19 protein-coding genes are annotated in these 20,167 nt (G+C 60.8%); 10 read left to right on the forward strand and 9 right to left on the reverse strand.

Annotated features, from left to right (window positions below):
* Positions 1 to 3 precede the first annotated feature (3 nt).
* Positions 4 to 1,626 (reverse strand): methyl-accepting chemotaxis protein, encoded by a 1,623-nt coding sequence (locus tag ACE4QZ_RS21705; protein ID WP_021785882.1) that lies wholly within the window; start codon positions 1,624 to 1,626, stop codon positions 4 to 6.
* 392 nt (positions 1,627 to 2,018) lie between these two features.
* A complete protein-coding gene (locus ACE4QZ_RS21710; RefSeq protein WP_103443806.1) occupies positions 2,019 to 2,702 on the reverse strand; it encodes a tellurite resistance TerB family protein in 684 nt (227 codons plus the stop codon).
* Between the two features lie 216 nt (positions 2,703 to 2,918).
* Here ACE4QZ_RS21710 and ydcS point away from each other — a divergent pair, with 216 nt between their 5' ends.
* The 5 genes from ydcS (at position 2,919) to ACE4QZ_RS21735 (ending at position 8,403) form a co-directional block, all read left to right on the forward strand.
* Positions 2,919 to 4,070 carry a putative ABC transporter substrate-binding protein YdcS gene (ydcS, locus tag ACE4QZ_RS21715; RefSeq protein WP_021784209.1) on the forward strand — a complete coding sequence of 384 codons (1,152 nt, stop codon included), beginning with the start codon at positions 2,919 to 2,921 and terminating at the stop codon, positions 4,068 to 4,070.
* 150 nt (positions 4,071 to 4,220) lie between these two features.
* A complete protein-coding gene (locus ACE4QZ_RS21720; protein ID WP_103443805.1) occupies positions 4,221 to 5,252 on the forward strand; it encodes an ABC transporter ATP-binding protein in 1,032 nt (343 codons plus the stop codon).
* A 1-nt stretch (position 5,253) separates the two neighbouring features.
* Positions 5,254 to 6,165 (forward strand): ABC transporter permease, encoded by a 912-nt coding sequence (locus ACE4QZ_RS21725; protein ID WP_021784211.1) that lies wholly within the window; start codon positions 5,254 to 5,256, stop codon positions 6,163 to 6,165.
* On the forward strand, positions 6,155 to 6,961 hold the full coding sequence (locus tag ACE4QZ_RS21730; RefSeq protein WP_103443804.1) for an ABC transporter permease: 807 nt from the start codon (positions 6,155 to 6,157) through the stop codon (positions 6,959 to 6,961). Before ACE4QZ_RS21725 ends, ACE4QZ_RS21730 begins: the two co-directional genes overlap by 11 nt.
* 17 nt (positions 6,962 to 6,978) lie before the next feature.
* Positions 6,979 to 8,403 carry a gamma-aminobutyraldehyde dehydrogenase gene (locus ACE4QZ_RS21735; protein WP_084852279.1) on the forward strand — a complete coding sequence of 475 codons (1,425 nt, stop codon included), beginning with the start codon at positions 6,979 to 6,981 and terminating at the stop codon, positions 8,401 to 8,403.
* 310 nt (positions 8,404 to 8,713) lie between these two features.
* Here the strand turns inward: ACE4QZ_RS21735 and ACE4QZ_RS21740 are convergent, their stop codons facing one another.
* The 3 genes from ACE4QZ_RS21740 to tnpB all read right to left on the reverse strand — a co-directional run bounded on the left by ACE4QZ_RS21740 (position 8,714) and on the right by tnpB (position 11,998).
* Positions 8,714 to 9,820, reverse strand: a complete 1,107-nt coding sequence (locus ACE4QZ_RS21740; RefSeq protein ID WP_103443803.1) for an NADH:flavin oxidoreductase/NADH oxidase — start codon at positions 9,818 to 9,820, stop codon at positions 8,714 to 8,716.
* 243 nt (positions 9,821 to 10,063) lie between these two features.
* Positions 10,064 to 11,620, reverse strand: a complete 1,557-nt coding sequence (gene tnpC / locus ACE4QZ_RS21745) for an IS66 family transposase (RefSeq protein WP_410480171.1) — start codon at positions 11,618 to 11,620, stop codon at positions 10,064 to 10,066.
* Between the two features lie 18 nt (positions 11,621 to 11,638).
* Complete coding sequence (tnpB, locus tag ACE4QZ_RS21750) at positions 11,639 to 11,998, reverse strand: IS66 family insertion sequence element accessory protein TnpB (protein ID WP_019437365.1); 360 nt, start codon at positions 11,996 to 11,998, stop codon at positions 11,639 to 11,641.
* Between the two features lie 330 nt (positions 11,999 to 12,328).
* Here tnpB and ACE4QZ_RS21755 point away from each other — a divergent pair, with 330 nt between their 5' ends.
* The 3 genes from ACE4QZ_RS21755 (at position 12,329) to ACE4QZ_RS21765 (ending at position 14,583) form a co-directional block, all read left to right on the forward strand.
* Positions 12,329 to 12,607 (forward strand): DUF3077 domain-containing protein, encoded by a 279-nt coding sequence (locus tag ACE4QZ_RS21755; RefSeq protein WP_103443802.1) that lies wholly within the window; start codon positions 12,329 to 12,331, stop codon positions 12,605 to 12,607.
* 496 nt (positions 12,608 to 13,103) lie between these two features.
* On the forward strand, positions 13,104 to 13,988 hold the full coding sequence (locus ACE4QZ_RS21760) for a hypothetical protein (RefSeq protein WP_410480172.1): 885 nt from the start codon (positions 13,104 to 13,106) through the stop codon (positions 13,986 to 13,988).
* A 52-nt stretch (positions 13,989 to 14,040) separates the two neighbouring features.
* On the forward strand, positions 14,041 to 14,583 hold the full coding sequence (locus ACE4QZ_RS21765) for a hypothetical protein (protein ID WP_103443800.1): 543 nt from the start codon (positions 14,041 to 14,043) through the stop codon (positions 14,581 to 14,583).
* A gap of 92 nt (positions 14,584 to 14,675) precedes the next feature.
* On the opposite strand, the gene recJ is transcribed toward ACE4QZ_RS21765, so the two are convergent.
* Together recJ and ACE4QZ_RS21775 are read right to left on the reverse strand one after the other, a co-directional pair.
* The gene (recJ, locus tag ACE4QZ_RS21770; protein WP_020192999.1) at positions 14,676 to 16,385 is read right to left on the reverse strand and encodes a single-stranded-DNA-specific exonuclease RecJ; all 1,710 of its coding nucleotides are present in this window, start codon (positions 16,383 to 16,385) and stop codon (positions 14,676 to 14,678) included.
* Positions 16,386 to 16,393: 8 nt separating this feature from the next.
* Positions 16,394 to 16,936 carry a YaeQ family protein gene (locus ACE4QZ_RS21775; protein WP_003252169.1) on the reverse strand — a complete coding sequence of 181 codons (543 nt, stop codon included), beginning with the start codon at positions 16,934 to 16,936 and terminating at the stop codon, positions 16,394 to 16,396.
* A gap of 130 nt (positions 16,937 to 17,066) precedes the next feature.
* Here ACE4QZ_RS21775 and ACE4QZ_RS21780 point away from each other — a divergent pair, with 130 nt between their 5' ends.
* Together ACE4QZ_RS21780 and ACE4QZ_RS21785 are read left to right on the forward strand one after the other, a co-directional pair.
* Entirely contained in the window at positions 17,067 to 18,266 is a 1,200-nt protein-coding gene (locus tag ACE4QZ_RS21780) for a CaiB/BaiF CoA transferase family protein (RefSeq protein WP_010952569.1), read from the forward strand.
* 19 nt (positions 18,267 to 18,285) lie between these two features.
* The gene (locus tag ACE4QZ_RS21785) at positions 18,286 to 19,161 is read left to right on the forward strand and encodes a TIGR02285 family protein (RefSeq protein ID WP_103443799.1); all 876 of its coding nucleotides are present in this window, start codon (positions 18,286 to 18,288) and stop codon (positions 19,159 to 19,161) included.
* A gap of 188 nt (positions 19,162 to 19,349) precedes the next feature.
* Here ACE4QZ_RS21785 and ACE4QZ_RS21790 read toward each other — a convergent pair whose 3' ends face one another.
* Together ACE4QZ_RS21790 and ACE4QZ_RS21795 are read right to left on the reverse strand one after the other, a co-directional pair.
* Complete coding sequence (locus ACE4QZ_RS21790; protein ID WP_021785706.1) at positions 19,350 to 19,631, reverse strand: DUF3509 domain-containing protein; 282 nt, start codon at positions 19,629 to 19,631, stop codon at positions 19,350 to 19,352.
* Positions 19,632 to 19,710: 79 nt separating this feature from the next.
* Positions 19,711 to 20,130: a response regulator gene (locus ACE4QZ_RS21795; protein ID WP_021785707.1), complete on the reverse strand. Its 420-nt coding sequence runs from the start codon at positions 20,128 to 20,130 to the stop codon at positions 19,711 to 19,713.
* Positions 20,131 to 20,167 lie beyond the last annotated feature (37 nt).

Below are 20,167 nucleotides of genomic sequence, written 5' to 3' on the forward strand. Positions count from 1 at the left end.
CGGTCAGACTTTGAAACGCGACACGCCGCCACGCAGGCCCGCGGCCACCTGGCTCAGCTCATCGATGGCATAGCTGGCCTGGCGCAACGACTCGACAGTCTGGGTGCTGGCATCGCTGAGCTGGGCCAGCGCCTGGTTGATCTGCTCGGCACCGGTGGCCTGGGCCTGCATGCCTTCGTTGACCATCAATACGCGCGGCGCCAAGGCCTGCACCTGGTGAATGATCTGGCTGAGTTGTTCGCCCACCTGCTGCACCTCGAACATGCCGCGGCGCACTTCTTCGGAGAACTTGTCCATCCCCATGACACCGGCCGACACTGCCGACTGGATCTCGCGCACCATCTGCTCGATGTCGTAGGTGGCCACGGCGGTCTGGTCGGCCAGGCGGCGCACTTCGGTAGCGACCACGGCAAAGCCGCGGCCATATTCGCCGGCCTTTTCCGCTTCGATGGCGGCGTTGAGCGACAGCAGATTGGTCTGGTCGGCAACCTTGACGATGGTTACCACCATCTGGGTGATGTTGCTGGCTTTCTCGTTGAGGATACCGAGCTTGGCATTGACCAGGTCGGCAGCGCCCATCACCTGGTGCATGGTCTCTTCCATGCGTGCCAGGCCCTGCTGCCCGGAGCCTGCCAGGCTGGATGCCTGATCAGCAGCCGTAGTCACTTCGGTCATGGTGCGCACCAGGTCCCGCGAAGTGGCGGCGATCTCCCGCGAGGTAGCGCCGATTTCGGTGGTGGTGGCGGCTGTTTCAGTGGCGGTGGCCTGCTGCTGCTTGGACGTGGCGGCAATCTCGGTGACCGAAGTGGTCACCTGCACCGACGAGCGTTGGGCCTGGGCCACAAGGTTGGCCAATGCCTCGGCCATTTCGTTGAAGCCGCTTTCGATGGCACCGAATTCGTCCTTGCGATCCAGGCTCAGGCGCATGCTCAGGTCACCGGAGCGCAGTTTGTCGAGTGCATGCACAATACGCTGCATGGGCGCCGTGATAGCGCGCATCAGCAGCAGGCCGCAGATGCCGGCAGCGACGATTGCCAGCAACAGCGAAACCAACATGCTGCCCTTGGCCGTATTGACGGCATTGACGATCTCGTTGGTGGCGGCACCGGCAGAGGCCCGATTATTCTCGATCACATCATTCAGGTGCTCGCGCCCGTCCATCCAGGCCGGGGTGAGGACCTCGTTGATCAGCCGTTGGGCTTCGTCGTAGTTGTGCTGACCGTACGCATCCAGCACCTGGTTGACGATCTTGAGGTAGTTTTCTTCCAGTTGCACGAAGCTGTCAAATCGGGCCTGGTCGTCCTTGTCCTGAATGGTGGTCTGGTAGCTGGCCATGAATTGCTTCAGCCGGTTATCGAAGTTTCTGAACAGTTCCAGGTCGGCCGAAGTAATTTCACGATGGTTCGACAGGCCCACCAACTGCTGGCTGGTGACGTAGCTGTCGACCCAGGCGCTGCGGATCATCGAGCTGTAGTAGACGCCGGGAATGCTATCGGTCCCCACCGCCTCTTCGGCGGTTTCGATAGTCACCAACCGCGAGTAGGCGGCCACGATCATCAGCAGCATGATGGCGATGATCACGGCGAAACTTGCCAGGATCCGTTGGCGCAAGGTCCAGTTCTTCACATTCAGCCCTCAGGAATTCACAACGAGCGGGAAAAATCGCCGAAGTATAGCCCAGGCGCCTTATGCTTTTGCGGGTGAAGTGCGGGGTATGAGGTAAAAGCCACCATGTGCATGACGCAACATATTCAGCGCCTGTGAGATCGAGCGCCGCCCGCGCGGCGCATCGCGAGCTGCGCTCGCTCCTACGTTTGTTTCGGGCCAGTAACGCCTGTGCCAATGCGCGCGACCGCCTTGTTCGTCCAACGTGATATCGCGCCATGCAGCAAAATGCTCGCGCGCAAATCCCTCAGAAATAACTGGCCCGAAACAAACGTAGGAGCGAGCGCAGCTCGCGATGCGCCGCGCGGGCGGCGCTCCATCTAACAGGCGCTGAATATTCCCCGACAGGTGTATTACGGAGCCACCGCTTGCCGTACCTGGCTTTCCAGCTCCTGGCGCAAGCCCGGGTCCAGCCGCAACTGGCGTGCCAACTCGTCCAGGTAGGCACGCTCCATGAAGTTTTCCTCATCAACCATCATCACGCTGGCCAGGTACATCTCGGCAGCCATCTCCGGCGTTTGCGCAGCGCGGGCCACTTCAGCCGGGTCCAGCGGCTTGTTCAGCTCGGCATGCAGCCAGTGTTGCAATTCGCGGTCGCTGTCCAGGCGCGTAAACTCGCCCTCGATCAACGCCCGCTCGCGCTCGTCGATATGCCCATCGGACTTGGCCGCAGCCACCAGGGCGCGCAGTACCGCCTGGCTGTGCTGCTCGGCCTGGGCCGGCGGCAGGCGGTCTATCGTTTGAGGCTCGGCTGCGGCCACACGCTGGTTTGCCTGCCAGTTGCCATAAGCTTTATAGGCCAGCACCCCCAGCGCGGCGAGGCCACCGTAAGTCAGGGCTTTGCCACCGTACTTGCGGGCCTTCTTGCTACCCAGCAACAGGCCCAGAGCGCCGCCCCCCAAAAGACCGCCCCCTGCTCCGGACAATAACCCGCCAAGCCCGCCTGACGCGCTGCCAGGTTTGGTCGCGCCCCCCTGCTTCTCGAGCATTTGCTGGCCGGATTTGAGGAGTTGATCAAGCAAGCCCCGGGTATTCATTCGCGTGTCTCCACGTAAGAAGATTCAAACGCCAGAGTAAGGCTTGGCGAAGCGCACGCCATGCAGGGATTTGCTTCCGGATGTTGCATTAGCTGGCAAAAAGCCAACTAGACTCGATATCGCCAATGCTTCGCACCCACGCACTACGCTTATAACGATTGCTTCACTGCTTGCCTCATGACTGCCCGAACAAGATCGCCAAGAAGAGGGAACACCATGTCAGTGCACAAGACCGCATTGCTCGGCGCCACCACCTGCGCCATGCTGGCCAGCGCCAGCCTGCAGGCCGCCGAACCGCCCAAGGCCCTGGGAGCCGGCGAGGGGCGCCTGGACATCGTCGCCTGGCCCGGCTACATCGAACGCGGTGAAAGCGACAAGGCCTACGACTGGGTGACCAACTTCGAAAAGGAAACCGGCTGCAAGGTCAGTGTAAAAACGGCCGCCACCTCGGACGAGATGGTCAGCCTGATGACCAAGGGCGGCTATGACCTGGTCACCGCCTCGGGCGATGCATCGTTGCGGCTGATCGCAGGCAAGCGTGTACAGCCGATCAACACCGCCCTGATCTCCAATTGGAAGACCATCGACCCGCGCTTGCAGAACGGTGGCTGGTATGTGGTCGACAAGCAGGTGTACGGCACGCCGTACCAGTGGGGGCCAAACGTTCTGCTGTACAACACCAACACCTTCAAGCAGGCACCGACCAGCTGGAGCGTGGTGTTCGAGCCGCAGAACCTGCCCGATGGCAAGCCGAACAAGGGCCGCGTGCAAGCCTATGACGGGCCGATCTACATCGCCGATGCAGCGCTGTACCTGAAGTCGTCCAGGCCCGAACTGGGCATCAAGGACCCGTACGAACTGAACGAGGCACAATACAAGGCCGTGCTGGAACTGCTGCGCCAGCAACAACCGCTGATCCACCGCTATTGGCATGACGCCACGGTCCAGATGAGCGATGTGAAAAACGAAGGCGTGGTTGCCTCCAGCTCCTGGGGCTACATGGTCAATGGCCTCAAGGCCGAGAACCAGCCAGTGGCTTCGACCATTCCCAAGGAGGGCGCGACCGGCTGGGCCGACACCACCATGCTGCACGCCGAGGCCAAGCACCCCAATTGCGCCTACAAATGGATGGACTGGTCGTTGCAACCTAAGGTGCAAGGCGATGTGGCAGCCTGGTTCGGCTCGTTGCCGGCTGTGCCGGCGGCGTGTACCGCCAGCGAGCTGCTGGGGGCCGAGGGCTGCAAGACCAACGGCTTCGACAACTTCGACAAGATTGCCTTCTGGAAAACACCGCAGGCCCAAGGGGGCAAGTTCGTGCCTTACAGCCGCTGGACCCAGGACTACATTGCGATCATGGGTGGTCGCTGAGGTTGTCTGAATGCCTGTGCCGGCCTCTTCGCGGGCAAGCCCGCTCCCACAGGTTCTTCACCTGATGCAAGGGTGGCGCTCCACCTGTAGGAGCGGGCTTGCCCGCGAAGAGGCCAGTACAGGAGAAATATTCATTCCTGGAGCCCACGCATGCCCCTAGCCGTCCAGTTCACCCAGGTTTCCCGCACCTTCGGCGAGGTCAAGGCCGTCGACCAGGTCAGCATCGACATCATCGATGGCGAGTTCTTTTCCATGCTCGGCCCTTCCGGCTCAGGCAAGACCACCTGCCTGCGCCTGATCGCGGGCTTCGAGCAACCCTCCAGCGGGTCGATCCGCATCCAAGGGGTCGAGGCTGCTGGCATGCCGCCCTACCAACGTGATGTCAACACTGTGTTTCAGGACTATGCGCTGTTCCCGCACATGAACGTGCTGGACAACATCGCCTATGGCCTGAAGGTAAAAGGCGTGGGCAAGGCCGAACGCCAAAGCCGCGCCGAAGAGGCCCTGGCCATGGTGGCCCTGGCCGGCTATGGCGCGCGCAAACCGGCACAGCTGTCTGGCGGCCAGCGTCAGCGCGTGGCCCTGGCCCGGGCGTTGGTCAACCGGCCGCGGGTGCTGCTGCTGGATGAGCCACTGGGCGCGCTGGACCTGAAATTGCGCGAACAGATGCAAGGCGAGCTGAAAAAGCTGCAACGCCAACTGGGCATCACCTTCATCTTCGTCACCCACGACCAGACCGAGGCGCTGTCGATGTCCGACCGGGTCGCGGTGTTCAACCGCGGCCGTATCGAACAGGTCGACACCCCGCGCAACCTGTACATGAAGCCCAGCACAACCTTCGTCGCTGAATTCGTCGGCACGTCCAACGTGGTGCGTGGCGAGCTGGCCATGCAGCTCAACGGCAGCCTTGCGCCCTTCTCCATCCGCCCCGAGCACATTCGCCTGGGCGACCCGGTAGTGACCAGCCATGAGGTACAGGTCAGCGGCGTGCTGCGTGATGTCCAGTATCAAGGCAGCGCCACCCGCTACGAACTGCAGCTGGACAACGGCCAACTGCTGGCAGTCAGCCAGGCCAATGACCGCTGGCAGAAGCAGGTGCAGGCCTGGCAGCCCGGGCAACGGCTGCAGGCGCACTGGCCCCGCGAGGCCATGACGGTGCTGCAGGAAACCGAGGACCGCTGAGATGAGCACACTGCGCAGCTTGTCCAACCTGCTGTACCGGCGCCCCAACCTGTACCTGGCACTGCTGTTGATCCCGCCACTGACCTGGTTCGGCGCGATTTACCTGGGCTCGCTGCTGAACCTGCTGTGGCAGGGCTTCTATACCTTCGACGACTTCACCATGGCGGTGACCCCGGACCTGACCCTGGGCAACTTCGCCGCGCTGTTCAACCCATCGAACTTCGACATCATCCTGCGCACCCTGAGCATGGCGGTGGCGGTGTCGCTGGCCAGCGCGGTGCTGGCGTTCCCCATCGCCTACTACATGGCGCGCTACACCAGCGGCAAGACCAAGGCGTTTTTCTACATCGCGGTGATGATGCCCATGTGGGCCAGCTATATCGTCAAGACCTATGCCTGGACCCTGCTATTGGCCAAGGGCGGCGTGACCCAATGGTTCGTCCAGCAGCTGCATCTGGATGGCCTGCTGCAAGCAGTGCTGGCCGTGCCGGGCGTGGGCGGCAGCACGCTGTCGACTTCGCATCTGGGGCGCTTCCTGGTGTTCGTGTATATCTGGCTGCCGTTCATGATCCTGCCGATCCAGGCCTCGCTGGAGCGCTTGCCACCTTCGCTGCTGCAGGCTTCGGCAGACCTGGGCGCCCGGCCAGGGCAAACCTTCGTACAGGTGATCCTGCCGCTGTCGATCCCCGGTATCGCCGCCGGCTCGATCTTCACCTTCTCGCTCACCCTGGGTGACTTCATCGTGCCACAACTGGTCGGCCCGCCCGGCTACTTCATCGGCAGCATGGTCTATGCCCAGCAAGGGGCGATCGGCAACATGCCGATGGCCGCCGCATTCACCTTGGTGCCCATCGTGCTGATCGCGGTGTACCTGGCCATCGTCAAGCGCCTGGGGGCCTTCGATGCACTCTGAAAAAGCGTCTGCAGGGCTGCGCCTGGCGGCGTGGGGCGGCTTGCTGTTCCTGCACTTCCCGATCCTTATCATCTTCCTGTACGCCTTCAATACCGAAGACGCGGCGTTCAGCTTCCCGCCCAAAGGCTTTACCCTGAAGTGGATCGACGTGGCCTTCGCCCGGCCCGATGTGCTTGAGGCAATCAAGCTTTCGCTGCAGGTGGCTTGCCTGGCCACCTTGATCGCACTGGTGCTCGGTACGCTGGCCTCAGCGGCGCTGTACCGGCGCAGTTTTTTTGGCAAGGAAAGCATTTCGCTGGTGCTGATCCTGCCCATCGCCCTGCCAGGCATCATCACCGGCCTCGCCCTGCTCTCGGCATTCAAGACGCTGGGGATAGAGCCCGGGGTGTTCACCATCGTAGTCGGCCACGCCACGTTCTGCGTGGTGATCGTCTACAACAACGTGATCGCCCGCCTGCGGCGTACCTCGCAAAGCCTGATCGAAGCCTCGATGGACCTTGGCGCCGACGGTTGGCAGACTTTCCGCTACATCGTCCTGCCCAACCTCGGCTCGGCGCTGCTGGCGGGCGGCATACTGGCCTTTGCCTTGTCGTTCGATGAAATCATCGTCACCACGTTCACCGCCGGGCACGAGCGCACCCTGCCGATCTGGCTGCTCAACCAGCTCAGTCGCCCGCGCGACGTACCCGTGACCAACGTTGTCGCCATGCTGGTGATGCTGGTGACCATGCTGCCGATTCTTGGCGCCTATTACCTGACCCGTGGCGGCGATAGCGTCGCGGGCGGTGGCAAATGACCCTGGAGGAGCCCCCGATGCAAACGCAGATGCTGATCAATGGCCAGCTGGTCGCTGGCCAAGGCCCGGCCTGGACCGTGCTCAACCCGGCGCTGGGCACTGCCCTGGCGCAGATCAACGAAGCCAGCGAAGCCCAGGTGGACAGCGCCGTGCGCGCTGCCGACCAGGCCTTCGACAGCTGGTCGCAAACCAGCCCTAAAGAACGTTCGCAGGCCTTGCTGGCGCTGGCCGACGCCATCGAAGCCCATGGCGACGAACTGGCCAGGCTGGAATCGCAAAACTGCGGCAAGCCCCTGAGCGCTGCACTGAACGACGAAATCCCGGCGATTGCCGACGTGTTCCGCTACTTTGCCGGTGCGGCGCGCTGCCTGGGCGGCTTGGCGGCAGGCGAGTACCTGCCAGGCCACACCTCGATGATTCGCCGCGACCCGTTGGGTGTGGTGGCTTCCATCGCGCCGTGGAACTACCCGCTGATGATGCTGGCCTGGAAGATCGCCCCGGCCCTGGCTGCCGGCAACACAGTGGTGATAAAGCCGTCCGAACTGACGCCCCTGACGGCCCTGCGCCTGGGCGAGCTGGCCCAGGACTTGCTCCCGCCGGGGGTGCTGAACATTCTCTTCGGTCGCGGCCAGACGGTCGGCAACCCGTTGATAACCCACCCCAAGGTGCGCATGGTATCGCTGACCGGCTCGATCCCCACCGGCGCGCACATCATCAGCGCCACCGCCGACAGCGTGAAACGCATGCACATGGAATTGGGCGGCAAGGCGCCGGTGCTGGTGTTCGATGACGCTGACATCGATGCCGCCATCGACGGCATCCGCACCTTCGGCTTTTACAACGCCGGCCAAGACTGCACCGCAGCCTGCCGCCTGTATGTGCAGGACGGGATCTACGAGCGCTTCGTCGAGCGCTTGGGTAAAGCCGTAGCCAGCCTCAAACCGGGCCTGCAGGAGTCTGAAGAAACCGAACTGGGGCCGCTGATCAGTGCCCAGCACCGCGACAAGGTCGCCGGTTTGGTGCAGCGGGCCATCGCCCAGCCGCACATTCGTCTGGTAACCGGTGGCAAGGCAATAGAGGGCGATGGCTATTTCTTCGAGCCTACTGTGCTGGCCGATGCCCTGCAGGACGACGAGATCGTGCGCAACGAAGTGTTTGGCCCGGTGGTTTCGGTCACCCGCTTCACCGATGAAGCGCAGGCGCTGGAATGGGCCAACGACTCCGATTACGGCCTGGCCTCATCGGTATGGACCCGTGACACCGGCCGCGCCCACCGCCTGGCGGCGCGCTTGCAGTACGGCTGCACCTGGGTGAACACCCACTTCATGCTGGTCAGCGAAATGCCCCATGGCGGGCAGAAGCATTCAGGTTATGGCAAGGACATGTCGATGTATGGGCTGGAGGACTACACCTGTGTGCGGCATGTGATGATCAAGCATTGAGGAGGCTCAGGGGTACGTCGGTACATTTGTAACGCCAACGAGATCGAGCGCCGCCCGCGCGGCGCATCGCGAGCTACGCTCGCTCCTACGTTTGTTTCGGGCCAATTATGCCTGTGGGATTTGCGCGCGAACGCCTTGGCGCATGGCGCGATATCGCGTCGTACAAACAAGGCGGTCGCGCGCGCCTGTCACAGGCGTGACTGGCCCGAAACAAACGTAGGAGCGAGCGTAGCTCGCGATGCGCCGCGCGGGCGGCGCTCGATCTCAGCCCCAAACAAAACTCTCGCCAACCCCCAGCAACTCGAAGCCCCTAGTCCCGCAAATCAGACTCGTGAATCGGGTTGGCCCTGCTCGTGGCGCGTTGGTATTGCGCCGGCCAGGTGGCCTTGTTGCCGCCCAGGTCGTCGTCGGCATGCAGTGGCCAGTACGGGTCGCGCAGCAGTTCGCGGGCCAGGAAGATAATGTCGGCCTGGCCGGTGCGCAGGATGTGCTCGGCCTGGGCCGGTTCGGTGATCATGCCCACCGTGCCGGTGGCCATTTCCGATTCCTTGCGCACGCGCTCGGCAAAGCGGGTCTGGTAGCCGGGGCCGGTAGGGATCTCGGCGTTGACCGAGGTGCCACCAGAAGAAACATCGATCAGATCCACGCCCAAACTCCGCAGGCGGCGTGCCAGTTCAACGGTTTCATCCGGGTTCCAGCCATCCTCTACCCAATCGGTAGCCGATACCCGCACGAACAGCGGTAATTCGGCAGGCCAGGCCTTGCGCACGGCGTCGACCACCTCCAAGGTCAGGCGGATACGGTTTTCGAAGCTACCGCCGTATTCGTCACGGCGCTGGTTGCTCAGCGGTGACAGGAACTGGTGCAGCAGGTAGCCATGGGCAGCATGGATTTCCACCACCTTGAATCCAGCCTTCAAGGCGCGTTCGGTCGAGGCGACGAAAGCGGCGATTACATCCTGGATCTCGTCCTGGCTCAGCTCGCGTGGAGGTGTGTGCTGCGGATCGAAGGCGATCCTCGATGGCCCCACCGGCTGCCAGCCGCCCTCCTCCAGTTTGACGCTGCCTGGTTTGCCAAGCCACGGGCGGTAGGTACTGGCTTTGCGCCCGGCGTGAGCCAGCTGAATGCCAGCCACGGCGCCCTGGGCGGTGATGAAGCGGGTGATGCGTTGTAACGGGGCGATCTGCGCGTCGTCCCACAGGCCAAGGTCTTCGGCGGTGATGCGGCCATCGGCGGTAACCGCCACAGCTTCGGTAATCACCAGGCCCGCGCCACCTACGGCGCGGCTGCCTAAATGGACGAGATGCCAGTCGTTGGCCAAGCCATCGACGGCGGAATACTGGCACATTGGTGACACGGCGATGCGGTTGGGCAAGGTCAGCTGACGCAGGGTGTAAGGCTCGAGCAGCAGGCTCATGAGGGCACCTCCCAAGGACTCCAATGGTGATCCGGCCTGGACACTCAAGTGCACATCCCTGGCCCGGTGCCGGTCATTAATGAGACTAGACCAGATTGGTGGGGGGGGAAGGTTCTGTGGGATGGCGAGGGGTTCGCCGAAAGGTTTGCAGCGCCTGTGAGATCGAGCGCCGCCCGCGCGGCGCATCGCGGATAAATCGAGTGCGATCCATGAACCCCACCTTCTAAAAGATAGGGCCTCAGCTTACCGTGGTATCTCTGGCGAGCAGTTCCATGGCAGCAAGGCTTCGTAGTCTGAGACCGACGACGCATACGGCAGGCGCTCAAGTACGTGGCGCAGCCACGTATAGGGCTCCTGGCCGTTGACCTTGGCGGTCTCGACCAAGCTGTATATCTGCGCACTTGCCGCGGCGCCCTTGGGCGTGTCACTGAACAGCCAAGCCTTGCGCCCAATGACAAACGGTTTTATCGCACGCTCTGCCAGGTTGTTGTCGATTGGCAAATGGCCCGCTTCGACATACCGTTCCAGGCGGCTCCAGTTGTTTGCCAGGTAATGCACCGCCTTGCCCAATACGCTTTGCGGCGTCACCTGGGCGTACGTCTTGTCCAGCCAGCTTTTCAGCTGACCGAGGATCGGTAAGCTTCTTTCCTGGCGACCGATGAACCGCTGTTCGTCGCTGACCTCCTTGAGGTCGCGCTCGATGTCATACAGCTTATTGATCATCGTCAGCGCCACATCGGCTCGTCCGGTCTTACCCTTGGGCTGCACCTTTTGTGCTTCGACGAACTTGCGGCGCGCGTGAACCATGCATGCCAGTCGCTCGATACCGGGCTGCAACGCCAAAGCGTTGTAACCCGCATAATCGTCGGTCATCACATAGCCGCGATAGCCTTGCAGCAGACGCAATGGTACTTCCTGCGCACGGCTGGTGGTGTAGTCGAACAGCACAACTTGTCGATCAGGCGGGCCACTGGCTTGCACCCACATCCAGGATTGGCTGGTCGGGTCTCGATCCGGTTCTTTCAACACCTGGACGCGAGTCTCATCGCAATGAATCACCGGACTTTCCAGCAGCCGATCACGCATCAGGTTCAACAGCGGCTGGAAGTATTTACTGCACTGGATCACCCAACGCGCCAGGGTTTGTCGTGGAACCTCGATGCCGTGCCGGGACAGCACACTTTCAAACCTGTGTAGCGGCAAGCCATCGACGTACTTGGTCGTCAGCAGCATGGCCAGCACGCTTGGGCTGGCCATGCTTTTTTCGATTAACTGGGCGGGCTTGTCAGCAGTGACAGGAGCAGTCTCGCAACCACGGCAGCCATAGATCTTGCGCACGTGTTTGAGTACGCGGATCTGCATCGGCACGATATCGAGCTGCTCGCTGGTTTCTTCGCCGATGACATGCTTACGGCAACCGCAGGCGCAGGTCAGTTCGTGTTCGGGCAACTCATGGATAACTTCGATACGTGGCAGATTAGCCGCCAGTGGCTTGCGCTTGCCACGGCGCTTGACCGGGACAACGACTTCTTCATCGGCATCATCGACTACAGCCAGCAGAGGGTCATTTTCCGCTTCATCGAACATGGCCAGTTGCGGCGTTTTGAGATCGACGGTTTGCTCGGACTTGCGGCCAAAGAAACGGTCACGCCATAACTTGATTTGCTCTTTCAGATCGTCAATTTGGACGATGTGGGCCTGATTGACTTCCTGCTCGCGCAAACGGGCAGCATAGCTCTCAAGCAATAATTGCTTGAGCAGGGCAGGATCGTCTGGGAGATTGTCGGGCACGGAAATCATGCCGCGGATTATACCGGGTCAGGCGACGTAGCGCGGAGTCAAAACCTGATGAGGACGGTTGCGCCAAAGGTCGAAACCGTCGAGCAGCCAATTGAGTTCTTGGACGGTCAGGACAATCGCTTCGTCGCTGGGTTCAGGCGACATTTTGAAGCGCTCGGCTTCCAGGCGCTTGAGCCAGAGGCAGAAGCCGTTGCGCTCCCAGTACAACACTTTGATCCGATTACGCGCCTTGTTGAGGAAGACGAAGAGCACGGGGTCGAACACGGCGACTTTGATATCCAGTTCTACCAAGGCAGTAAGGCCGTCGATGGACTTTCGAAAGTCCACAGGCTTGGGGTAGAGGTAGACTTTTTCGACTTTGCTGTCGGGGCGCATCATGCAGGGCTGGCTCCAGAAGGAAATCGGGAGCACAGCATCGGGCATCAGGTAAGCGCTTTGAATGTGGGGTTCATGGAGCACTTACGATAAATCCGCTCCTACATCTGTTTCGGGCCAATCACTCCTGTGCCGCCAACAGGGACCGCCTTGATGCATGGCTGAAGACCGATGAAAAGCAGTGGTGCCCACCTCGATATCGAAGGGAACAAACAAGGCGAACAGCGGTGGCCTCACAGGAGTGACTGGCCCGAAACAAACTGTAGGAGCGGATTTATCCGCGATGCGCCGCGCAGGCGGCGCTCGACTTCCGCAACCCTGCAAGAGGAATCGATGACCACAGACGACACCCAATTCACTGTCGGCAAAACCACCTTCTTCCAAGGCGAACACCAGACCCATCCCCTGTTCCGCATCGAGCCAGGCATTCCCTGCCGGGATGCCTGCGAGCAGGCATCGGAGTTGATGGGCTATGTAAGAGAGCTGACCATCATCGGTCTGATGGATGAAAAACCGATGATGATCTGGGCATCCCATTACCTGAGTGCCATGGCCAAGGCACTGATGGATGATGCCGAGCTGGGCATGACGCATAAACCGTTGGGTGACTGAAACCTCCTTCATTCCGCGGTCTGACTGTAATCAGCAAAAGTCGACCGCCCTTTAAGCGCTAGGGTAGTACCACCCACGACAACCCTTTCCACCCGGCCTACCGGACATCTTAGAAAAATCCTACAGCCTATTACTTAAAGTTCTACGTTCTCTTGGGAAATTCTTCTCAAGCAACATCTCCCTCCTCCTATCGCTGTTCTGCCTCTCAAATACTATTGTCCATCACGTCACGGCGACCAATGAAGCCAATCACGCAGTTCGCACAAACCCGACCTCCACGCTCGCGAGTTGAGTCAATGACGGATATCCCCCTTTACAGAAAAACCGAAAGTATTAGATAAGTTCATTACTGAACACGAGCAAAATTTACTCACAAATTCATTTTCGGGTGCAATATGGAGATATGGCTGGCCCATTAATACAATTCCCCTCGCACGTCCTTGCTGGCACATCTTCATAGCCGGTAGCAAACGTACCTCACTGGAGTGCTGCGAGCATGAACTGGCCAGCGACAGCCATTGGGGCCATCAATCAAACTGGGGAAGCAGCAGCAATCCACGACCAATTCAACACAGATAAAACCGGATTTTCACTAGTCATCCAAACAGCACAGACAACTACGGCGATAGCCTCAGTAGTCTCCGTCACTCACCTCCCGATAGGTGCTGTACCCTTCATTAACATTGTTACCAATACCCTTTCTGGCACCGTGACCTTCCTGAAAGTCGCGGCAGACCTCAAAGAGGGCGCGGAAATTAAGAGCGGAGATGTCATAAGTTTGGCAAGCAACGTCGCAGGCATCGTGGCCTCGTTCGCCATTCTGGCCGGAGCACCTTTAATTGCTGGAGGGGCCACAGTCGTGGGCGTAACCGCCACACTCTATAGCATCTTCAATTCTGACCTGGCTAAAGCAGCTTACGACAAGATGGCTCCACTCTTTACCAGCCTGCTGAGTCAAGGTGACCTTACTGGTTTTACCGCGCCACGGATTGCGCCTGACTTCACACTCGCTTCACCTGACCAGATACTTTCCACCCACCAGGGAATGATCACAACCGTTAACTGGAACCCTGACTCTTCAGAAATATCCCTAGGCACCGAACCACTAAGTTTTCCAGATAGCAGCCAGGCTCACACCGCCCCAACAGGGAGCGAGACTTTCAATTCAACGCAACCGCCTCCCCTTAGCGGAAACTCCAGCAGCAACTCAGTAGCGGTGACATCTACCCCTGACATACCTGCCCCTGACGCAACACTGACTATAAGCATAGAAAGTATAGATGGTATAAAGCCACCCGACCAAGCACCATCAATTACCGTACCTATTGACGACAACCAGGACAATCAAGATAACTACATATGCTGTAGCAGCGCGCAGTAGGATCAGTACTTCTAGCCAACCTGTAAAACCCTCCACGCCGTAACGAGCCGATATGAATATCTGGCAGCAATCGCTAAAACTCATACGTGAACTCCCGCCTCACAAACAAGCCAAAGCGCTATTAATAGGCGGACTTATAAATCTCACCCTAGGCACCAGCTTCACATTCATGTGGCGCGAACACAAAAACACCAATGAAGAGTTATGGTCGCGAGTTCCAGCCTTTCTCACCTCCAAGCCTGAAACCTGGGATAGCGACAAATCTCTTTATACGTTCAGCATCAAGTTTAAAACTTCAAATGGAAAGCACCACAACGTCCATCTTTATGCAGACAAAATATACTATGATGCAGCGAGCCTGGACCTAAATACGCCACTCTTTGTTGACATAGCAACCTCTAAAAGCGCTGCAACGGCTCAGCGCTTAATCGCTCCTAATGGAATGGTTCTTTATGATTCTGCAATGGCGGCACATGTCACCAATGTAAGAAACCGGGAGACCACACTAGCAGTTATCATTTTCTCATTTAGCGGCATCAGCATCTTGATTGCGGCAGCGGCGATCTACTACTGCCCCAGAAAGGAGTGCAACTGAACCTGAGCAGCACCTGGGAGATCGAGCGCCGCGCGGGCTGCGCTCGATTTGTGCCCCAGCGCAAGATCCAAGGCAGGCACCTGACGCTAAACTCAGCGCGGCTCCATATGCGCAATCATCAACTGCACACTCTCATTACCGCGAAACTCGTTCACATCCAGTTTGTACGCCAACTCCACCCAGCGCACCGTCGGGTTTGGCCACACTTCGCGGTCAATGCCGAAGGCAATGCCATCCAGCCGCACCGAGCCACATTCGCTCTTGAGCACCACTTTCAGGTGCCGTTCGCCAACCACACGCTGCTCCACCAACTGGAACACGCCATGGAACAGCGGCTCCGGGAAGTGCTGGCCCCAAGGCCCGGCGTGGCGCAGGGCCTTGGCCAGGTCGAGGTGGAATTCCTCGACCGCCAGGCTACCGTCGGATAACAGCCGGCCGGTCAGGTCTTCTTCGCGCAGTTGACGCCGCACCTCTTCATCGAACGCCTCGGCAAATGCCGGGAAATTGGCCTCGGGCAACGATAACCCTGCCGCCATGGCGTGGCCGCCGAACTTGCTGATCAACTGCGGATGGCGCGCCGCCACGGCATCCAGCGCATCGCGAATATGGAAGCCCGGCACCGAACGCGCCGAGCCTTTGAGCATGCCATCACCAGCATCGGCGAAGGCGATGGTCGGCCGGTGGTAACGCTCCTTCAAGCGCGAAGCCAGAATACCGATCACGCCCTGGTGCCAGTCGGCATCGAACAGGCACAACCCATACGGCATCGACTCGACCGGCAGGTCCTTGAGTTGGGCCAGGGCTTCGCGCTGCATGCCCTGCTCGATGGACTTGCGGTCCTGGTTCAGGTCGTCCAGCTGCTGGGCCATGTCCTGGGCCAGCGCCGCGTCTTCACACAGCAGGCATTCGATGCCCAGGCTCATGTCGTCCAGGCGCCCGGCGGCATTCAACCGTGGGCCGAGGATGAAACCAAGGTCAGTCGAAGTGATGCGCCGGTGATCGCGCCGCGCCACCTCAAGGATGGCCTTGAGGCCGGGCCGGGCGCGGCCGGCGCGGATGCGCTCGAGGCCTTGGTGCACCAGGATGCGGTTGTTGGCATCCAGCGGCACCACGTCAGCAACACTGCCCAGCGCCACCAGATCGAGCAGCTCGCCAATGTTCGGCTGTGGCTGCGCCTCGTAGCGCCCAAGGCTGCGCAAGCGAGCGCGCAGGGCCATCAACACATAGAAGATCACCCCTACCCCGGCCAGCGACTTGCTCGGAAAGCTGCAGCCCGGCTGGTTGGGGTTGATGATGGCATCGGCATCGGGCAACTGCTCGCCCGGCAGGTGGTGGTCGGTGACCAGCACCTTGAGCCCGGCGGCCTTGGCGGCTGCCACCCCATCAACACTGGAAATGCCGTTGTCCACGGTAATCAGCAACTGCGGCTGGCGCTGCAGCGCCACCTCGACGATTTCCGGGGTCAGGCCGTAGCCGTACTCGAAGCGGTTGGGCACCAGGTAATCGACATGGGCCGCACCCAGCAGGCGCAGGCCCAGCACCCCGACGGTGCTGGCGGTGGCACCGTCGGCATCGAAGTCGCCGACGATGAGGATGCGCTGGCGCTGGTCGATGGCTTCGACCAGCAGGTCCACACCGGCCTCGATCCCCTTGAGCTGCTGGTACGGCAGCAGGCGTGCCAGGCTTTTGTCCAGCTCGGCCTCGCTCTGCACGCCGCGCGCGGCGTAAAGGCGGGTCAGCAAGGGTGGCAGGTTACCCAGAAATGGCAGGGTCGGCGGCAGCGGGCGAGGTTCGATACGCATGGGTTGCTTCAACCACGCTCACCGAGCAGCCACTGCAGTTGGACTTCATGCTGGCCACGGTCGTCGGTCACGAATACCGTACCTTCACTGATCATCACGTCCCACTTGATGCTACGCGGCATGTCGGTCGCCAAGGTTTCCAGCACCTCCTGCGGCACAGCGGCAATGCTCAGATTTTTCAGGTTCTTGACCGCGCTCACTACTTTGCCTTCCCACACTCGCAGGCTGCCGTAAGCCAGCAAGCTGGTGCGTTCGGTACGACGCGAGCACCAGGTCAGGCGATCGGCATCGGGCTGACCAACTTCAATCCAGTGCAGCACGCGATCGTCCAGGCTCTTTTCCCACAGCGCCGGTTCATCGACATCCGACAGGCCGCGGCCAAACGACAAGTTCTCGTTGTACCAGAGCGCGTACGCCAACAAACGAACGGCCATACGCTCTTCGGTTTCCGAAGGGTGCCGAGCGATAGTCTGTTTGACGCTTTCGTAGACGTTGCGATCAAGGTCGGTGAGATTCAATTCGAACTTGTAGGTGGTGGACGGCTGGGCCATGGTCGACGGGCTTCGTGCAAAAGAAAGTGGCACAGTCTACCCCATCCGCACCTTCCATGCCCCGCAGCAGTACCCGGCGAAACCGACGTGTGATAAAACCACGGCTCTGCCCAACTGCCACGGATACCCCATGTCGACGCCCAGCAAACCCCTCGCCGGCCTTAAAGTTGTCGAACTCGGTACCCTGATCGCCGGGCCGTTCGCCTCGCGCATCTGTGCCGAATTCGGCGCCGAAGTGGTAAAGGTCGAATCGCCCGACGGCGGCGACCCGCTGCGCAAGTGGCGCAAGCTGTACGAGGGCACCTCGCTGTGGTGGTTCGTTCAGGCCCGCAACAAGCAGTCGCTCACCCTCAACCTCAAGCACCCCGAGGGCCGCGATATCCTCAAGCGCCTGCTGGCCGAGGCCGACATCCTGATCGAAAACTTCCGCCCGGGGGTGCTGGAGAAACTCGGCCTGGGGTGGGATGTACTGCATGCGCTGAACCCGCGCCTGGTGATGGTGCGCCTGTCGGGCTTTGGCCAGACCGGGCCGATGAAAGACCAGCCAGGCTTCGGTGCCGTAGGCGAGTCGATGGGCGGCCTGCGCTACATCACCGGTTTCGATGACCGCCCGCCGGTGCGCACGGGGATTTCCATCGGTGACTCGATTGCTGCCCTGTGGGGGGTGATCGGCGCGCTAATGGCGCTGCGCCACCGGGAAGTCAATGGCGGCCAGGGCCAGGTGGTGGACGTGGCCCTGTACGAGGCGATCTTTGCCATGATGGAGAGCATGGTCCCGGAGTTCGATGTGTTCGGTTTTATCCGCGAACGCACCGGCAACATCATGCCTGGCATCACACCTTCCTCCATCCACACAAGCGCCGACGGCAAGCATGTACAGATCGGCGCCAACGGTGATGCGATCTTCAAGCGCTTCATGCAGGCCATCGGTCGCGACGACCTGGCCAATGACCCCACCTTGGCCAGCAACGACGGCCGCGACCTGCGTCGTGACGAGTTGTACGGGGTAATCGACCGCTGGGCCAACAGCCTGCCACTGGAGCAACTGATGCAGGTGCTGACCACCGCCGAAGTGCCGGCCAGCCGTATCTATTCGGCCGAAGACATGTTCAACGACCCCCAGTACCTGGCGCGCGAGATGTTCCTGCAGGCCAAGCTGCCGGATGGCAAGCCATTCCACATGCCCGGCATCGTGCCCAAGCTGTCGGAAACGCCCGGATCTAGCGAATGGGTTGGCCCGGCCTTGGGCGAGCATACCGAGGCGCTGCTCGGCAGCCTGGGCTACGACGCAGCGGCCATCGCCAGCCTGCGTGCAGCGGGCACGGTCTGACCCTGGCGCTTCTGTCTCCATGTACGCAATCCGCTGCCTACGCCTTCTGGTCCTGCTCTGCGGGCTTTTGCCCGCGTTGCTGATACAGCCAGCGAGCGCCAAGGAGCACCTCTTCTGGCTGGTGCGTGACCTGCCACCGTTCACCATTTTTGATGGCCCGGAAGAAGGCCGGGGGGTGATCGACCAATTGTTACCGCTGCTGATCAGGCAGATGCCCGAGTACGACCACAGCATCGTGCGGGTCAACCGCGCCCGCGGCCTGCAGATGCTGCAAGACCGTGACACCTTCACCTGCGACCCAACCGTGCTGTGGACCCCGAAACGGGCCGAGTATGTGCATTTTTCTGTTCCATCGCTGGGCGCGCTCAGCGGTGGCCTGGTGCTGCGCAAGGAAAACCAGGCGCTGGTGGCACCCTACCTCGACGGCCAGCAGGTGGACCTGAATGGCCTGCTGAGCAAGGCCTCGCTGAAGCTGGGGATTGTCGCCGAGCGCAGCTATGGCACCCAGATTGACACCATCCTGAGCCAGTTGCCCGACAGCACGCTCAGCCGGCACTACGGCAACGAGGCCACCGCCAACCTGCTGCAAATGCAGCAACTGGGGCGTCTGCGCCTGGTGCTCGGCTACTGGCCAGAGGTGCGCTACCTGATCGAACAACAAGGCGGGTCACTGGCTGACTACCAGTTTCATACTGTGCAGGGCGTGAATCGCTACCAGTTTCTGCATGTGGGATGTTCAGATAACGAACGGGGGCGTGCGGCAGTTGCACACATCGACCAGTTGTTGCCTGCCCTGCGCCGGGATGTGTTGCCAGGGTTGTATGCCCGCTGGCTGGACCTGGCATTGCGGGAAGACTACCTGAAGGACAGCCGTCTTTTCTTTGAGGACAGATAAGCCCAACCGGCATGCACCGTCGTTGCAGGAGCAGCCTTGGGAATAGGTGCCTGCCCGGAAAAAGAAACCCCGGGCGCTGGGGAAGACGCCCGGGGCCAAGCGAAAGCCCTTGAGGACTTCCCGTGACAGCCTTGCCAGCGCCGGAGCAAAGCACTGGCTGGCTGCCCCTACACTGTCTGATAAGCCACTCAGGCAAAGGTTCCCTGCGGTTGCTGGCGATGCTGCAATGCCGCGATCACACAAGGCTGCAACCGGCCCTCGGCTATCTGCAGGTCTCGGTGCAAGCCGTCCACGAGGTCGATCAACAGGCGTTGCTCCTGCAATTGGCGCTCGCTGACCGTGCGCTGCAAGGTAATACCCGAGAGGCGGTCGTGAACGGTCAGTTGGCGATTACCGCCGGGATCGGCGATGCCGAGGTGGGTCTGATAGGGCGTCAGGGCTTCGTTGAGCAGGCTGCAGATTCTTTCCATCCGGATCACTCGCTGCGTGGTGGGACCTAAAGTGACTGACCAGCAGGCGCCGCAAAAAGTTCGTCAAACCACGCCCGCTTCAGTGAGCATGCGGGGCTGGCATGACAGTTTGAATACGCCTCCCTGGGCGCACCTGCAGTGTTTGCAAGGCATGCTGCAGGCGTGGCATTGACAGCGGCCAGGGCAACTCGTCGAGCACCCACATGCCGCGTTTTCTGGCCTCTTGGGCAAGGTTTTGACGCTTTGGGGCGGGCTTGCCGACGAACAGCAATGCGCGCACTCGCCGCTGCTGGGCGAGCAAAGCAAGGCCGGCCCGGGCTGGCATGGCGTGGTCGAGGATCAGCAAGTCAGGACGACGTTCAGCGCAGAGGCAGGCGTCAAGGTCAGCGACGCTTTCGCTGATGCGCACGTTGAACACGCCTTGGCCGTTGAGGGCCTGGTGCAAGAGGATCTGGTGGGACGGGCGAGCCTGGTGGATTAACACATAGGGCTGGTGCATGAGCCGCTCCTGGTGGGAGGACCGGCTAATTTATGCT

This window comes from Pseudomonas sp. DCA-1 (assembly GCF_046523955.1).
Taxonomy (GTDB): Bacteria; Pseudomonadota; Gammaproteobacteria; order Pseudomonadales; family Pseudomonadaceae; genus Aquipseudomonas; species Aquipseudomonas putida_Y.

Excerpts from the sequence above, each read along its gene's own strand:
- recJ (WP_020192999.1), bottom strand. The coding sequence starts at position 16,385 with ATGCGTATCGAACCTCGCCCGCTGCCGCCGACCCTGCCATTTCTGGGT.
- tnpB (WP_019437365.1), bottom strand. The coding sequence starts at position 11,998 with ATGATGCGCCCCGACAGCAAAGTCGAAAAAGTCTACCTCTACCCCAAG.
- ACE4QZ_RS21755 (WP_103443802.1), top strand. The coding sequence starts at position 12,329 with ATGACCACAGACGACACCCAATTCACTGTCGGCAAAACCACCTTCTTC.
- ydcS (WP_021784209.1), top strand. The coding sequence starts at position 2,919 with ATGTCAGTGCACAAGACCGCATTGCTCGGCGCCACCACCTGCGCCATG.
- ACE4QZ_RS21725 (WP_021784211.1), top strand. The coding sequence starts at position 5,254 with ATGAGCACACTGCGCAGCTTGTCCAACCTGCTGTACCGGCGCCCCAAC.
- ACE4QZ_RS21780 (WP_010952569.1), top strand. The coding sequence starts at position 17,067 with ATGTCGACGCCCAGCAAACCCCTCGCCGGCCTTAAAGTTGTCGAACTC.
- tnpC (WP_410480171.1), bottom strand. The coding sequence starts at position 11,620 with ATGATTTCCGTGCCCGACAATCTCCCAGACGATCCTGCCCTGCTCAAG.
- ACE4QZ_RS21740 (WP_103443803.1), bottom strand. The coding sequence starts at position 9,820 with ATGAGCCTGCTGCTCGAGCCTTACACCCTGCGTCAGCTGACCTTGCCC.
- ACE4QZ_RS21765 (WP_103443800.1), top strand. The coding sequence starts at position 14,041 with ATGAATATCTGGCAGCAATCGCTAAAACTCATACGTGAACTCCCGCCT.
- ACE4QZ_RS21710 (WP_103443806.1), bottom strand. The coding sequence starts at position 2,702 with ATGAATACCCGGGGCTTGCTTGATCAACTCCTCAAATCCGGCCAGCAA.
- ACE4QZ_RS21720 (WP_103443805.1), top strand. The coding sequence starts at position 4,221 with ATGCCCCTAGCCGTCCAGTTCACCCAGGTTTCCCGCACCTTCGGCGAG.
- ACE4QZ_RS21760 (WP_410480172.1), top strand. The coding sequence starts at position 13,104 with ATGAACTGGCCAGCGACAGCCATTGGGGCCATCAATCAAACTGGGGAA.
- ACE4QZ_RS21730 (WP_103443804.1), top strand. The coding sequence starts at position 6,155 with ATGCACTCTGAAAAAGCGTCTGCAGGGCTGCGCCTGGCGGCGTGGGGC.
- ACE4QZ_RS21790 (WP_021785706.1), bottom strand. The coding sequence starts at position 19,631 with ATGGAAAGAATCTGCAGCCTGCTCAACGAAGCCCTGACGCCCTATCAG.
- ACE4QZ_RS21785 (WP_103443799.1), top strand. The coding sequence starts at position 18,286 with ATGTACGCAATCCGCTGCCTACGCCTTCTGGTCCTGCTCTGCGGGCTT.
- ACE4QZ_RS21775 (WP_003252169.1), bottom strand. The coding sequence starts at position 16,936 with ATGGCCCAGCCGTCCACCACCTACAAGTTCGAATTGAATCTCACCGAC.
- ACE4QZ_RS21795 (WP_021785707.1), bottom strand. The coding sequence starts at position 20,130 with ATGCACCAGCCCTATGTGTTAATCCACCAGGCTCGCCCGTCCCACCAG.
- ACE4QZ_RS21735 (WP_084852279.1), top strand. The coding sequence starts at position 6,979 with ATGCAAACGCAGATGCTGATCAATGGCCAGCTGGTCGCTGGCCAAGGC.